General features: G+C 67.2%; 13 protein-coding genes. 9 read left to right on the top strand and 4 right to left on the bottom strand.

The window, feature by feature from the left end:
* Positions 1–1,017 carry a Ku protein gene (locus U858_RS0128910; protein WP_025140600.1) on the bottom strand — a complete coding sequence of 339 codons (1,017 nt, stop codon included), beginning with the start codon at positions 1,015–1,017 and terminating at the stop codon, positions 1–3.
* Between the two features lie 215 nt (positions 1,018–1,232).
* On the opposite strand from U858_RS0128910, the gene U858_RS0128905 reads away from it, so the two are divergent.
* A complete protein-coding gene (locus U858_RS0128905; RefSeq protein ID WP_025140599.1) occupies positions 1,233–1,832 on the top strand; it encodes a DUF4304 domain-containing protein in 600 nt (199 codons plus the stop codon).
* Positions 1,833–1,891: 59 nt separating this feature from the next.
* A complete protein-coding gene (locus tag U858_RS0128900; RefSeq protein WP_025140598.1) occupies positions 1,892–2,677 on the top strand; it encodes a helix-turn-helix domain-containing protein in 786 nt (261 codons plus the stop codon).
* 10 nt (positions 2,678–2,687) lie between these two features.
* Here U858_RS0128900 and U858_RS0128895 read toward each other — a convergent pair whose 3' ends face one another.
* Positions 2,688–3,065, bottom strand: coding sequence for a hypothetical protein (locus tag U858_RS0128895; protein ID WP_025140597.1), 378 nt, complete (start codon positions 3,063–3,065; stop codon positions 2,688–2,690).
* A gap of 377 nt (positions 3,066–3,442) precedes the next feature.
* On the opposite strand from U858_RS0128895, the gene U858_RS0128890 reads away from it, so the two are divergent.
* Together U858_RS0128890 and U858_RS0128885 are read left to right on the top strand one after the other, a co-directional pair.
* Positions 3,443–3,598, top strand: coding sequence for a hypothetical protein (locus tag U858_RS0128890; RefSeq protein WP_369797746.1), 156 nt, complete (start codon positions 3,443–3,445; stop codon positions 3,596–3,598).
* A gap of 126 nt (positions 3,599–3,724) precedes the next feature.
* Positions 3,725–4,411 carry a hypothetical protein gene (locus U858_RS0128885; protein WP_025140596.1) on the top strand — a complete coding sequence of 229 codons (687 nt, stop codon included), beginning with the start codon at positions 3,725–3,727 and terminating at the stop codon, positions 4,409–4,411.
* A 52-nt stretch (positions 4,412–4,463) separates the two neighbouring features.
* On the opposite strand, the gene U858_RS0128880 is transcribed toward U858_RS0128885, so the two are convergent.
* On the bottom strand, positions 4,464–5,360 hold the full coding sequence (locus U858_RS0128880; protein ID WP_025140595.1) for a LysR family transcriptional regulator: 897 nt from the start codon (positions 5,358–5,360) through the stop codon (positions 4,464–4,466).
* Positions 5,361–5,445: 85 nt separating this feature from the next.
* On the opposite strand from U858_RS0128880, the gene U858_RS0128875 reads away from it, so the two are divergent.
* The 5 genes from U858_RS0128875 (at position 5,446) to U858_RS0128855 (ending at position 11,303) form a co-directional block, all read left to right on the top strand.
* Positions 5,446–6,411 (top strand): esterase, encoded by a 966-nt coding sequence (locus tag U858_RS0128875; RefSeq protein WP_025140594.1) that lies wholly within the window; start codon positions 5,446–5,448, stop codon positions 6,409–6,411.
* Between the two features lie 46 nt (positions 6,412–6,457).
* Entirely contained in the window at positions 6,458–7,429 is a 972-nt protein-coding gene (locus U858_RS0128870) for a tripartite tricarboxylate transporter substrate binding protein (protein WP_025140593.1), read from the top strand.
* Positions 7,430–7,603: 174 nt separating this feature from the next.
* Positions 7,604–8,902: an ArgE/DapE family deacylase gene (locus U858_RS0128865; protein ID WP_025140592.1), complete on the top strand. Its 1,299-nt coding sequence runs from the start codon at positions 7,604–7,606 to the stop codon at positions 8,900–8,902.
* The gene (locus U858_RS0128860) at positions 8,899–9,978 is read left to right on the top strand and encodes a phosphotransferase (protein WP_025140591.1); all 1,080 of its coding nucleotides are present in this window, start codon (positions 8,899–8,901) and stop codon (positions 9,976–9,978) included. The genes U858_RS0128865 and U858_RS0128860 overlap by 4 nt, the downstream gene beginning before the upstream one ends.
* A complete protein-coding gene (locus tag U858_RS0128855; RefSeq protein WP_025140590.1) occupies positions 9,975–11,303 on the top strand; it encodes an aspartate aminotransferase family protein in 1,329 nt (442 codons plus the stop codon). Before U858_RS0128860 ends, U858_RS0128855 begins: the two co-directional genes overlap by 4 nt.
* Before the next feature lie 24 nt (positions 11,304–11,327).
* On the opposite strand, the gene U858_RS0128850 is transcribed toward U858_RS0128855, so the two are convergent.
* Positions 11,328–12,830, bottom strand: a complete 1,503-nt coding sequence (locus tag U858_RS0128850; RefSeq protein WP_025140589.1) for a PLP-dependent aminotransferase family protein — start codon at positions 12,828–12,830, stop codon at positions 11,328–11,330.
* Positions 12,831–12,922: the final 92 nt, after the last annotated feature.

Genomic DNA, 12,922 nt, shown 5'->3' with positions numbered 1-12,922 from the left:
TCAAGCCGCCTTGCGCGTCCTGGGCGCGGACTTCGCGGTGGGCTTCGCGGCGGATTTTGCGGCTGCCTTGGATGCTGTCCTGGATGTCGTCTTAGTGGCCGTCTTAGTAGCCGTCTTAGTGGCCATGTTGGTGGACGTTTTACGCGCCGCCGTTTTCGCGCTCTTGGACGCCGCCTTTCGGGCCGATTTTGCCGGTGCATCCTGCGCCGACTTGCCGCCCGATTTCCCCTTCAGGCTGCGCTGCAGCAGCTCCGTCAAGTCGATCACGTTATCCGCATAGGCCGGCGATTCTTCCTGCGGCTCGACCACCGTTTCCGTCTTGCCCGCCTTCACTTTCTTGGCCACCAGCCCCATCACCGCGGACTTGAACTCGTCCTTGTATTGTTCGGGGTCCCAGGCGCCGGACATGTCGTCCACCAACATCCGGGCCATCTTCAATTCGGCGGCGCTGGGCGTGGTGGCCTTGGCGCCGGCCTTGGGCAGGTCCAGCTCGTCGGTGGATTTGACGTCGTCGCCCCAGCGCATCAGGTTCAGCACCAGCGCATCGCCCAGCGGAATCAGCGCGGCCAGGTGCTGCTTGGTCTGGATGACCACCTTGGCAATGCCGATCTTGCCCGACTTGGCCAAGGTGTCGCGCAGCAAGGCATACACCTTCTGCCCCTTGTTGATCGGCGCCACGTAATAAGGCCGTTCCAGGTACACGAACGACACGTCGGCGGCATCGACGAACTGGTGGATCTCGATGGTCTGGGTCGTGCGCGGATAGGCATCGGCGATCTCTTCGGGCGAGATCACGACATACTGGCCGTCTTCGTACTCCACGCCCTTGACGATGTTGTCCTTGTCGATTTCCTTGCCGGTGCGCTTGTTGATGCGCTTGTAGCCGACCGGGTCCATCGACCGCTTGTCCAGCCAGTCGAAGTCCACGCCGGATTCGGTGGTGGCCGTGTGCAGGCCGACCGGAATATGCACCAGCCCGAACGAAATCGCCCCTTTCCAGATGGTTCGCGTCGCCATGATGCCGCTCCTTTCAAAAGCGTCTGTCCGCCAGCATATATCGTTCCCGAAGGGTGTTGGCAACGCCCGGCGCAGGCAAGCCACCTGTCGCGGCGCCCTGCCGCCCAGGGTTCGCTTCGAGCGTTCCGGACTGGTTTCAACTGTCATGATTTGCCACACGGCCCGGCGCGGGATGCGGTTCAATCCGATCCAACTTCTCCAGCCAAGGCCCCGACATGGCGACCGTCACCCGCGCGGCATTTCTCAAGTTGCTGACCCAGCACCTGATTCCCGTCCTGAAAGCCGAAGGCTTCGAAGGCACGGGCCAGACTCTGCGCCGCATCCGCGGTCCGATCATCCATGTCTTCAACATCCAGGGCGCCAGCGGCGGCAAGGCCTGCTACCTGAACCTGGGTGCGCACTACGATTTCCTGCCCTGCGAAGGCGGCGCCTTCGTGCCGCCGGCCGAGATCGAGGAATCGCACTGCGTGTTCCGCGACCGCATCGATCCGCCGCCGGGCGAAGCCTATGGCTGGGCCTACGGCGCGGACCTGGCGCAGGCCGAAGAAAACGTCGAATTCATCGTCAGCGAATGGGCCCGCGTGGGCCATGCGTTTTTCGCGCAGCACGACAGCTATCCGGCCAGTTGCGAACGGCTGGTGCAAGGCACCGATCCCGATTCCCTCCACCCCGCCAAGACCCTGATCTACGCGCGCATGGCCAAGCACCTGGGCGACACCGCGCGAGCGCATGCCTTCATCCAGTCCGGCCTGGCCCGCGCGCCCGCCGCCGCGACCTCGCTCAAGGCCAAACTGGAAGCCGCGCTGGCGGGCTGATCGACACTGCTTGCTGGCTTGGCTAGACTATCAGCCCCAACAAATCGTTTTGATCCGCCATGGCCGACCTCAGCATCGACCGCAGCCTGGTCGACCGGGCCGATGGCCCCACCCTGTTCGTGGTGGCCGGCCGCTGCGAAGACACCGACTTTGCCACCGATCCCCACCAGCATTCCCGCGGCCAGCTGTTTGGCTCGCTGCAGGGCCTGCTGTCGGTCGGGCTGGACAGCGGCGTCTGGGTCGTGCCGGCCATTCACGCCGTCTGGCTGCCGCCGCACCAGGCCCACTGGGCCCGTTCGCACGGCCCGTTCCACGGCTGGAGCGCCTTCGTCACCGAAGCCCTGTGCGCCGACCTGCCGGCCCAGCCCTGCACGCTGCGCGTGTCGGGTTTGCTTCGCGAAGCCGTGCTGCGCGCCAGCACCTGGCCCTTGGTCCCCCTGGCCGGCGCGCACCAACACCTGGCCGCGGTCATCCTCGATGAAATCCGCCAACTGCCCGTGGAAAGCCTGGGCCTGCCCATGCCGCAGGAACCGCGGTTGCAACGCATCGCCCGCGCGCTGATCGACGACCCGTCCGACGCCCGCGACCTGGAGCAATGGGCCGATTGGGGCGCGGTCAGTTCGCGCACGCTCAGCCGGCGCTTCGTCACGGAAACCGGCTTCAATTTCTCGACCTGGCGGCAACGCGCCCGCCTGCTGCGCGCGCTGGAACGGCTGGCCGACGGCGCCCAGGTCACCACCATCGCGCTGGAACTGGGCTATTCCACCCCCACGGCCTTCATCAACCTGTTCCGCCGCGCGTTCGGGGAGACGCCTGCGGTGTATCGGGAACGGTTGGTGAGATAGGCGCCCCCAGCTAGGCGCCCCCCATCCACTCCCTGCCGAGCCGGATGGCGGCGTCCTCGTCATCCACGAACCCCACCTTGAAGCCGAACGCCTTGCTGGCCCCCGCCGCCGCCAGGCGCATCGGCGCCGGGGTCGGCTTGCCGCGTTCCAGCACGATCATGCCGCGGCACAGGCTGCGCATCTGCTCCTTCACCCGCTTGAAGAACAGCGCTTTCTCGCGGCGTTCCTCCACGGTTTCATCGTGGTGGTAGTCGGGGGAATGATCCATCACCAACACGAACGGCTGGCCCTGGTCGAGCAAGCGCTGCAACTGCTGCTCGACAGGAGTATCCGATTCCCCCTGGGACCGGAGAAACATCAGGGGAGCGCGCGATTCATCAATCAACATGGCCGCAAATTCCAGGTAAGAGAACGAGCGGCGCCGGCCGCGCAACGGAGCATTGCGCTGGCAGGTCCGCCGTATGTGAAGCATCTCACCGGCAGGCCTCGGCCGCGCTCACGCGCCCGCCAAGTGATAGCGGTCAGCCGCCAATCTGGTGGCTGCGCCTCAAGACCGGATCGGCGCCCAAAGCGACTCGCCCTGCAGACACTTCCCACCCGCCGTAGGAAGCGTCTGTTTTCTTGCAGCCATGCTCAACGGGCAGGTCAACCGCAATAGACTCGAACGCGCGTTGTCGGAAGTTGGACGACGATGTCCAGCCCGCAAGACAAGCGCACCCCTGATGCACGGCATCGGAAAAACCGGAATACGAGGAACGGCAAGCCATGAAGATCGACACTGAAATCCGCCATGTCACCAAAGCAGATGCTGACCTGTTCTTGGAACTGGGATTCCCGCCAGAGGAAGCCCGACGGCTGCACTTGGCGTCACAACAGAAAATCAATGAAATCAAGCTACTCAGGGAGCTTGAGAACGAGTGATAGCAATCGGCCGCCAATCGGCGCTGTCGTCCCCCGCGCAGGCATAATGGCATCGCTACGCCTTGCCGCGCACTTGATCGACAGGGCGACTGCGGCCCGTCCCCCAACGCCCAGCCCTCGTCCGCCATGCGCCTGATTCAGAGCTTTCCCCGTGCCGTCGCCGCTGCGTTGTTCGGCTGGGTATCTCTACTGCCCATCGCCCCCGCGGCAGCACAATCGCTGACGCCCGAACAAATCGGGCAGCTCTACCTCGATTACGTCATCCACGACGACATGAACAGCGCGCGCCAACTGGATGCCTACACGAAGCGCTTCTATCCCGACAAGCTGCCCATCCGCGTCGAGGTCTTGCGCAACGTGGAAAACATGCGGGAAGGCGCGTACCGACGCACGGCGGAAATTCGGGTGAAAGCGCTGCTGAATGCCACCGAGCCACAGGCGGTAAAGGAACGGTTGATCGAGGCCCTGCGTCTACAGCGGGCACTCGTTTCACAATCAAGCTGCAAGGTCCTGTCCAAGACGATCAAGCCCAATCCGGCGCTGCCCGGACAAAAGACGGCGACCGTCCGCTACGAATGCGTCATTGCCGACATCCGCTACTCGCTTGACGATGCGCTGGCCTCGCTGCCGCCCCACGACGAGGCCGGCCTGCGCGACGCGGTGAACGCCTTTCTCGACGCCGCGCGCCATCCGCAAGGCATCAAGACGGTGACCGGTAGCCAGGAGCTTTACGGTGGACGAGAGAACGGCCCCTGGGACAGCGGCGGTGGCCAGGAATGGATCGCGCCGATCCTTGCGGGCTTTCGTCCGTGACGACTGATCGGGCAGCGCACGCCTGACAACGGGTCGGCGCAAGGGCGCCCCACTACCCCGCCCCCAACCGCGCCCGAATCAACCCCAGCAGCGACTGCCCCGCCGGTGACAGGCTCACGTCGTGACGCCTGACCAGGTAGATATCTCGGACGATATCCGGCGCCCCCACCGGCACCGATTGCAAACCATAGCCCGCCGCGTCGAACAGGCCGGGCATCACCGCCACGAAATCTCCCGTCTGCACCAGGCCGACCATGGTGGCCAGCTGATCGACCTCGATCTTCCAGGGCAAGGCAATGCCGCTGGCGTGCAGCACGCTGTCGATCTGCAAGCGCGTCGAGCTCAAGGGGTGCAGGCCGACCACGGGCAAGGCGGACACCTGCGTCCACGTCAGCGTGCGGCGCCTCGGACGCAGCGCCGAGCCTTTGGCGTACACGAGGTTGTAGCCATAGACCGCGGCCTTCTCGATCACCAGCGATTGCGGAAACGACACCACCGTCGTCACGCCGAATTCGACCTCGCCGTCTTCCACCAGCTTGGCCACGACGGTGGCATTGGCATCGCGGATCGACAGGTAGGTGTGCGGGTGCGCGGCGTAGAACACGGGCAGCACCTTGGGAAACACGGAATACCCGACTGATGCCACCGTGCCTACCGCCAGGTTGCCGCCCTGCCCCAGCGCCGCGCGTGACGCTTCCAGCAGGCAGGCGTCCAGGCGGCTGACGGCGGGCAGCACGCGTTCGTACAGGGTGCGCCCAATGGGGGTGACCACGACGCGGCGCGTGGTGCGTTCGAACAGTTTGCCGCCGATGCGGTCTTCCAGCTTGGCCACGCGCCGGCTCAGCGCGGACGTGGTGATGCACAGCTGCGAGGCCGCTGCCGTGTACTGGCCGGCGCGCACCAGGGTGCAGAACGCCCGCAGATCCTCGATGTCGTAATTGATTCCCATAGGTCAATAATCTTTGATTTTTATTCGATTGACGTAACTATAGGCCGAATCGCAAGCTACGCCCGTCATCGAAACCGGACCTGTCATGCCTTGCGAAGCGATCCGCCTGAAATCCGTGGGCTCATTTTTTGTCGGCGGCCAGACCGCCACCGTGACGGGGTTGCCCGTCGAACAGCGCAGCATGGTGCTGAACGGCCATCCCCGCGAAGTCGACCCGAACGGCGAACAGGTCTACGGCCAGATGTATGTGCAGGCCTTCCGGCTGGCGCAGCCGCGCCACCCGCATCCGGTGCTGCTGTGGCACGGCGGCGGCATGACCGGCTGCACCTGGGAAGACACGCCGGACGGCCGGCCGGGCTGGCTGATGCGCTTTCTGCAGGCGGGCTACGACGTGCTGGTCAGCGATGCGGTCGAGCGCGGCCGTTCGTCCTGGGCGCGATACCCGGAGGTCTACGGCGAAGCGCCGGTGTTTCGCACCAAGCGCGAAGCCTGGCTGACCTTTCGCCTGGGCCCCCGCTACGAACCCGCGCCTGCGCCGCGCCATCCTTTTCCCGGGCAGCAATTTCCCTGCGACAGCTTCGACCGCTTCGCCAAGCAGTGGGTGCCGCGTTGGCCGGGCCACGAAGCGATGATCCTGGCCGCCTACGAGGCGCTGGTCGATCAGGTTGGCCCCTGCCACCTGGTGGCGCACAGCCAGGGCGCCGGGTTCGCCGCCGAGATTGCCCGGCGCCGGCCGCGCCTGGTGCAGTCGGTGGTGGGCGTGGAGCCCGGCGGCATGCCCGCGTCCAGCCCGGCCGGCCCGCTACCGCGCCATCTGCATGTGTGGGGCGACTTCATTGAAGCGTCCGGCTCGCACTGGATCAACTACCGACGCCAGGCCGACGCCTACCTGGACAGCATCCGCGCCACCACGCCGGTCAGCGTGATCGACCTGCCCGCCGAGAGTGTGCGCGGCAATTCGCACCTGCCCATGATGGACCGCAACAGCGACGACGTGTTCGAGCGCGTCCGGGCGTGGCTGGAATCCTCGGACCCACGACCCGGCGCATAGCGCCGCCCATGACGACAACCCATAACAACACCCCAAGGAGACAACCATGAACCCCTTCACGCTGCCCGCGCTGGCGCTGGCCCTTGCCATCGGCGCGGCCCCCGCCGCCGCGCAGACCTACCCCACCCAACCCATCAAGTTGATCGTGGGCTACGCCCCCGGCGGCTCGGTGGACGCCTTTGCCCGTCTCGTCGCGCCCAAGCTCGGCCAGGAACTGGGCCAGACCATCGTCATCGAGAACATCGCCGGCGCCGGCGGCATCATCGGCGTCACGCGCGCCGTCCATGCCAGGCCGGACGGCTACACCGTGCTGATGGGCATCGTGTCGGACGTGGTGATCGCGCCGCAAGTACAGGCCTCCGCCAAGTACACCTATCGCGACCTGCAGGCCGTGGCCCCGCTGGGCACCAGCGGCCTGGCCGTAGTGGCCAACCCCAAGCTGGGCGTGCGCTCGTTCGACGACCTGATCCGGCGCGCCCGCGCCGAACCCGGCCGGCTGACCTACGGCGCCACTGGGGTCGGCTCGCTGCCGAGCATCGCGATGGAAAGCCTGAAGAAGATGACCCGCACCGAGATCACCTTCATTCCCTATGCCAGCGCCTCGAAGATCGCCACCGACGTCATCGGCGGCACGGTCGACCTGGCGGTGTCCGGCCTGCCCGCGTTGCTGGAACTGGTCAAGAGCGGCCGCGTGACGCCGGTAGGCGTGATGAGCCGCGACCGCGACATCGGCAACCCGGACATGGCCTCCGCCGGGGAAACCGCGGCCTTGAAGGGCATGGACTTCTATTTCTGGACGGGCCTGTTCGCCCCTGCCGGCACGCCAGCCCCGGTCGTGGACACCCTGAACCAGGCCTTTGCCCGAGTGATGGCGCAGCCGGATGTGCAGGCGCGTTTCCAGGAGCTGGGCGTGAAGGTCAGCGCCCCTGCCAGCCCGGCCGAATTCACCCGCTTCGTTGAGGCGAGCGACACGCAGTGGCGTGAGGCCATCGCGAACGCGGGCATTACCCGCCAATAGGCCGGCGCGGGCGGCCCGGCCGGGCCGCCCCTCAGCGCCCGGCGGCGCAATGACCGTTGTCGCATCACCAGCCCGCCCCAAAAGTGGCTATACGAAATAACCCGGATTGGCTATTTTTGACCGATCCAATTCTCTTTACGATGGCTCGCATCCCAGTCAACCTCGAGCACATCCATGCCAGAACTGACCCCGGCGCTCCGGCAGCGCATCATCCAAGCCGTGGACGCGGGCTTTGCGGCCCAGACCGAACTGACCGCGCAATTGGTGCGCCTGCCGTCGCAGCGCGGTGAAGAAGCCACCGCGCAGGACTTCATGGCGGCGCGCTATGCCGAACGCGGCTACGGCGTGGACCGCTGGAAGATCGACGTCGACGCCATTGCCCACCTGCCGGGCTTTTCGCCGGTGGCGGTGTCCTACGACAATGCCTACAACGTGGTCGGCGCGCACCGCGCCCGCAGCCTGAAAGGCCGTTCGCTGATCCTGAATGGCCACATCGACGTGGTGCCGGTCGGCCCGCTGTCGCAATGGAGCCGCGATCCGTACGACCCCGCCATCGTCGATGGCTGGATGCACGGACGCGGCGCGGGCGACATGAAGTCAGGCCTGGTCGCCTGCCTGTCGGCCATGGATGCGCTGGCCAGCCTGGGCCTGGCCCCCGCGGGCGACGTGTTCCTGCAATCGGTGGTGGAAGAAGAATGCACCGGCAACGGCGCGCTGGCCTGCCTGGCGCGCGGCTACCGGGCTGATGCGGCCTTCATTCCCGAACCGCTCTTGCCCATGCTGATGCGCGCGCAGGTCGGGCCGATGTGGTTCCAGGTGCAGGTCGAAGGCGACCCCCAGCATGCGTCGGCCGCGTTCACCGGCGCGGGCGCCAATGCCATCCAGAAGGCCATCTTCCTGATCCAGGCGCTGGACGAACTGGAAGCGCGCTGGAACGGCCGCAAATGCGACCACCGCCATTTCTGCGACCACCCGCACCCCATCCGCTTCAACCTGGGCAAGATCGCGGGCGGCGACTGGCCGTCCAGCGTGCCGGCCTGGTGCACCTTCGACATGCGAGTGGCGGTGTATCCCGGCCAGAGCCTGGAAGAGGCGCGCGCCGAGATCGAGGCCTTCGTGGCGCAGGCCGCCGCGCGCGACCCGTTCCTGGCCAAGCATCCGCCCAAGGTCATCTACCACGGCTTCATGGCCGAAGGCTACGAGCTGAAGGATTCCGACGACGTCGAAGCCGCGCTGCGCAGCGCCCACGAGCAGGTGTTTGGCGAGCCGCTGCGCGAGTACGCCACGTCCGCCGCCACCGACGCGCGCTTCTATGGCCTGTACGCCGACACGCCGGCCATCGTCTACGGCCCGGAATGCCGCATGCCGCACGGCTACGACGAAGCGGTCAACCTGGAATCGGTGCGCAAGGTCACCCAGACCATCGCGCTGTTCATCGCCGAATGGTGCGGACTGGAAGAGCGCCAGGCATGAACCGCAGCACCCGCCCCAGCGCCGGCCAGGCGCTGTTCGCCGCCGAGCCCCCGAAACTGACCCTGGCCGACGCCGAGGCCCTGGCCTTGTCGTGCTACGGGCTGACCGCCCGCGCCAGCATCCTGTCCAGCGAACGCGACCAGAACTTCCTGATCCAGTGCGCGGATGGCGCGGCCTTTGTGCTCAAGGCCACGCACCCCGCCGAAGATCCTGCCGTCACCGACTTTCATACCCAGGCGCAGCTGTGCCTGATGCGGGCCGGCGGCGAACCGCCGGTGCCGCGCCTGATTCCCGGCGTGGCCGGCGACTACGTGCACTGGCACGAGGACGAAGACGGCGCCCGCCGCGCCATCCGGCTGATCACCTATATCGATGGCGTGCCGCTGTACAAGGTGGCCCGCAGCCCCGCGCAGCACCAGGCGCTGGGCCGCGCGCTGGCGCAGTTCGATCTGGCGCTGGCGAATTTCAGCCACCCGATGGCCGACCACGAACTGCTGTGGGACCTGCAGCACGCCGACCGCCTGGCCGACCTCTTGCCCCGCATTGCCGAACCCGAACGGCGCGCCCTGGCCGAACGCCACCTGGACCGCTTCATCCGCCACACCCAGCCGGCGCTTGAAGGCCTGCGCCGCCAGGTGATTCACAACGACCTGAATCCGTACAACGTGATGGTCGAACCGGCTCACCCCGAACGCATCGCCGCGTTGCTGGATTTTGGCGACATGGTGCGCGCGCCGCTGGTGCAGGACCTGGCCGTGGCCGGCGCCTATCTGCTGCAAGACGCGCCTGATCCGCTATCGCCCGCGCTGCGGCACTGCGTGGCCAGCTACCACCAGGCGCTGCCCCTGACCGACACCGAAATCGCCCTGCTGCCCGACCTGATCGCCGCGCGCCACCTCATCACGGTGGCCATCACCGGCTGGCGCGCCGAGCAGCATCCCGAAAACCGCCAATACATCCTGCGCAACAACGGCCAGGCCTGGACCGGCCTGGCCCGGCTGGACACGATGCCGCGGCAACAGGCCAGCGACATCCTGCTGGCCGCCAGCCTGACCCCGATGGAGAGTTTCACATGAGCCGAGACAAAGCCATGCTCAATGCCTTCGACCCCGCGGCCGCCGATGCGCTGCCCGAGGCCGAACGCGCCCTGATCGCCCGCCGCCAGCGCGTGCTGGGCCCGTCCTACCGCCTGTTCTACGACCAGCCCCTGCACATCGTGCGCGGCGAAGGTGTGTGGCTGATCGGCGCCGACGGCCAGCGCTACCTGGATGCCTACAACAACGTGGCGTCGGTCGGACACAGCCATCCGCGCGTGGTGCAGGCCATTGCCGAGCAGGCCGCCATCCTGAATACCCACACCCGCTACCTGCACGACGGCGTGCTGGATTACGCCGAACAGCTGCTGGCGACCTTTCCCGACCCGCTGTCGCAGGTGATCTTCACCTGCACCGGCAGCGAGGCCAACGACCTGGCGCTGCGCGTGGCGCGCAGCCACACCGGCGGCACCGGCGTCATCGTCACGCAGCTGGCGTACCACGGCGTGACCTCGGCGGTAGCGGCCGTGTCGCCGTCGCTGGGCCAGGCCGTGCCGCTAGGGCTGGACACGCGCACCGTGGCCGCCCCCGACACCTACCGGCAGGACCCGGCCACATTGGGCGCCTGGTTCGCCGCGCAGGTACAGGCCGCCATCGACGACATGCGCCGCCATGGCATCCGCCCGGCCGCGCTGCTGGTGGACACCATTTTTTCCAGCGACGGCGTCTACAGCGACCCGGCAGGCTTTCTGGCGCCGGCGGTGCAGGCCATCCGCGACGCGGGCGGCCTGTTCATTGCCGATGAAGTGCAGGCGGGCTTTGCGCGCACGGGTTCGAAGATGTGGGGGTTTGAACGCCATGGGCTGGTGCCGGACCTGGTCACCATGGGCAAGCCCATGGGCAACGGCCACCCGATCGCGGCGATGGTGTCGCGCCCGGACATCATGGAACGCTTTGGCCGCGAGGCCCGTTACTTCAACACTTTCGGCGGCAATCCGGTGGCCTGCGCCGCCGCACAGGCCACGCTGGCGGTGATTCAGGAAGAAGGCCTGCAAGCCAACGCCGCGCGCACCGGACAGTATCTGCGCGAGGGTTTCCGGGCGCTGGCCGAACGCCACCCGCTGATCGGCGACGTGCGCGGCGATGGCCTGTTCATCGGCGTGGAACTGGTGCGCGACCGCGCCGCCAAGACGCCGGCCAAGGAAGAAACGCACCGCTTCGTCAACCTGATGCGCGAACGCCGCGTGCTGCTCAGCGCCACTGGGCTGCATGGCAACGTGCTCAAGCTGCGGCCGCAACTGCCCTTCGGGCAAGAGCATGCCGACCTGTTGCTGGCGGCGGCAGACCAGGTGCTGGGCGAACTGTAGGCGCGGCAACGGCGCGCAAGAAGATCAACGCTTGCCGCGGCGCGCGGGCTTGGTATCCGTGGCCCGCGCCAGCGCGCGGGCAAAGCGCATCACGCCATCATCGATGCGCTCGCACGGCACGCCGCCATACCCCAGCACCACGGCCGGCTGGCCATGGCGAGCGGCATCGGGCAAATACGCAGGCTGCCCCAACACGATGCCTTCTTCGCGGGCGGCATCCGCCAGCCGCGCCACCTGCACCTTGGGCTGCAACCGGGCATACACGTGCAGGCCGGCGCGCGCCTGCGACAGTTGCACCGCATCGCCCACGCGCGCGGCCAGCGCCTCGCGCAGCACCGCCTGGCGGCCGGCGTATTCGGTACGCAGGCGCTTGATGTTGTGCGAGAAATGCCCGTCGCCCATGAAGTCGGCCAGCGCTGCCTGCAAGTGCAGCTGGCCCGGCCGGTAGATGCTGGCGGCCGCCTGCGAAAACGAGGCCGCCACTTGCGGCGGCACCACCATGTAGCTCATGCGCAGGCCGGCGAACATGGTCTTGCTGAAGGTGCCCATGTAGATCACGCGGCCATCGGCGTCCAGCCCTTGCAGTGACGGAATCGGCGCGCCGTCGTAGCGGAATTCGCTGTCGTAGTCGTCTTCGATGACCCACAACCCGCGCGCCCGCGCCGCCTGCAACAGTTCAAGCCGGCGCGCCAGCGGCATCACCACGCCGGTGGGGTACTGGTGCGACGGGCTGGTGATCAGCAGGCGGGCGCGGCGCGGCAGCTTGCTGCTGGCCAGGTCCAGCCCCTGCTCGTCCACCACCGCGGCATGGGCCCGCACGCCGGCCGCGCCCAGCACCGGCGGAAAGGCCCAGTGGCACGGGCTTTCGACGAGCGCGCTGTCGCCCCATTCGGTCAAGAGGCGCGCGCACAGGTCCACCGACTGGTGCGTGCCTGCGGTGACGATGACCTGTTCCGGTTCGCACACCACCGACCGCGCCAGGCGCAGGTAATTGGCAATGGCCAGCCGCAGCGGCATGAAGCCCGCGCCGTCCTTGGCGTAGCCGGACAGCGCCAGGTTGGACTTGCCCAGATGCCGCGATACCAGCCGGCGCCAGATATGAAACGGAAACAGGCTGGCATCGGCCACGCCCGGCACGAAGGCGCCGGTATGCTGCGCCAGGCCGCCCGCGCCGCCCGCGATGACCTCGCCGCGCGCCGACAGGCCGGGGCGATGGCGTTGCACGTGTTCGGGGGTTTCAGGCGGCAGCAGCGGCCGGTCCACGGTTTTTTCGACGAAGGTGCCGCTGCCGCCGCGCGCACTGAGGTAGTTTTCGGCGATGAGCCTTTCGTAAGCCAGCGTCACCGTGATGCGCGATATGCCCAGGTCGGTGGCCAGCGCGCGCGATGACGGCAGCCGCTGCCCCGCCACCAGCGTGTGGTCCAGCACGCCGCGCCGCACGATGTCGTAGATCTGCTTTTGCAGCGGCTCGTCGGACTCGCGCGAGAGCGACCCGGCAAGCAGATCGGCGAGCAGGACTTCCTTCATGAAGTGGACCTATGTCTGAACGGATTGTGGCTATACAAGATATAGCCAGTAGTTGCTATCGTCAACGCCGTTATCAGACAGCGCGGCGCCGG

Origin of the sequence: Achromobacter sp. DH1f, assembly GCF_000633435.1 — a bacterium.
Classification (GTDB): Bacteria; Pseudomonadota; Gammaproteobacteria; order Burkholderiales; family Burkholderiaceae_B; genus Achromobacter; species Achromobacter deleyi.
The sequence above is the reverse complement of the archived record's forward strand: the minus strand, read 5'-3'. Positions and strand labels throughout refer to the sequence as shown.

Excerpts from the sequence above, each read along its gene's own strand:
- U858_RS0128910 (WP_025140600.1), bottom strand. The coding sequence starts at position 1,017 with ATGGCGACGCGAACCATCTGGAAAGGGGCGATTTCGTTCGGGCTGGTG.
- U858_RS0128905 (WP_025140599.1), top strand. The coding sequence starts at position 1,233 with ATGGCGACCGTCACCCGCGCGGCATTTCTCAAGTTGCTGACCCAGCAC.
- U858_RS0128900 (WP_025140598.1), top strand. The coding sequence starts at position 1,892 with ATGGCCGACCTCAGCATCGACCGCAGCCTGGTCGACCGGGCCGATGGC.
- U858_RS0128895 (WP_025140597.1), bottom strand. The coding sequence starts at position 3,065 with ATGTTGATTGATGAATCGCGCGCTCCCCTGATGTTTCTCCGGTCCCAG.
- U858_RS0128890 (WP_369797746.1), top strand. The coding sequence starts at position 3,443 with ATGAAGATCGACACTGAAATCCGCCATGTCACCAAAGCAGATGCTGAC.
- U858_RS0128885 (WP_025140596.1), top strand. The coding sequence starts at position 3,725 with ATGCGCCTGATTCAGAGCTTTCCCCGTGCCGTCGCCGCTGCGTTGTTC.
- U858_RS0128880 (WP_025140595.1), bottom strand. The coding sequence starts at position 5,360 with ATGGGAATCAATTACGACATCGAGGATCTGCGGGCGTTCTGCACCCTG.
- U858_RS0128875 (WP_025140594.1), top strand. The coding sequence starts at position 5,446 with ATGCCTTGCGAAGCGATCCGCCTGAAATCCGTGGGCTCATTTTTTGTC.
- U858_RS0128870 (WP_025140593.1), top strand. The coding sequence starts at position 6,458 with ATGAACCCCTTCACGCTGCCCGCGCTGGCGCTGGCCCTTGCCATCGGC.
- U858_RS0128865 (WP_025140592.1), top strand. The coding sequence starts at position 7,604 with ATGCCAGAACTGACCCCGGCGCTCCGGCAGCGCATCATCCAAGCCGTG.
- U858_RS0128860 (WP_025140591.1), top strand. The coding sequence starts at position 8,899 with ATGAACCGCAGCACCCGCCCCAGCGCCGGCCAGGCGCTGTTCGCCGCC.
- U858_RS0128855 (WP_025140590.1), top strand. The coding sequence starts at position 9,975 with ATGAGCCGAGACAAAGCCATGCTCAATGCCTTCGACCCCGCGGCCGCC.
- U858_RS0128850 (WP_025140589.1), bottom strand. The coding sequence starts at position 12,830 with ATGAAGGAAGTCCTGCTCGCCGATCTGCTTGCCGGGTCGCTCTCGCGC.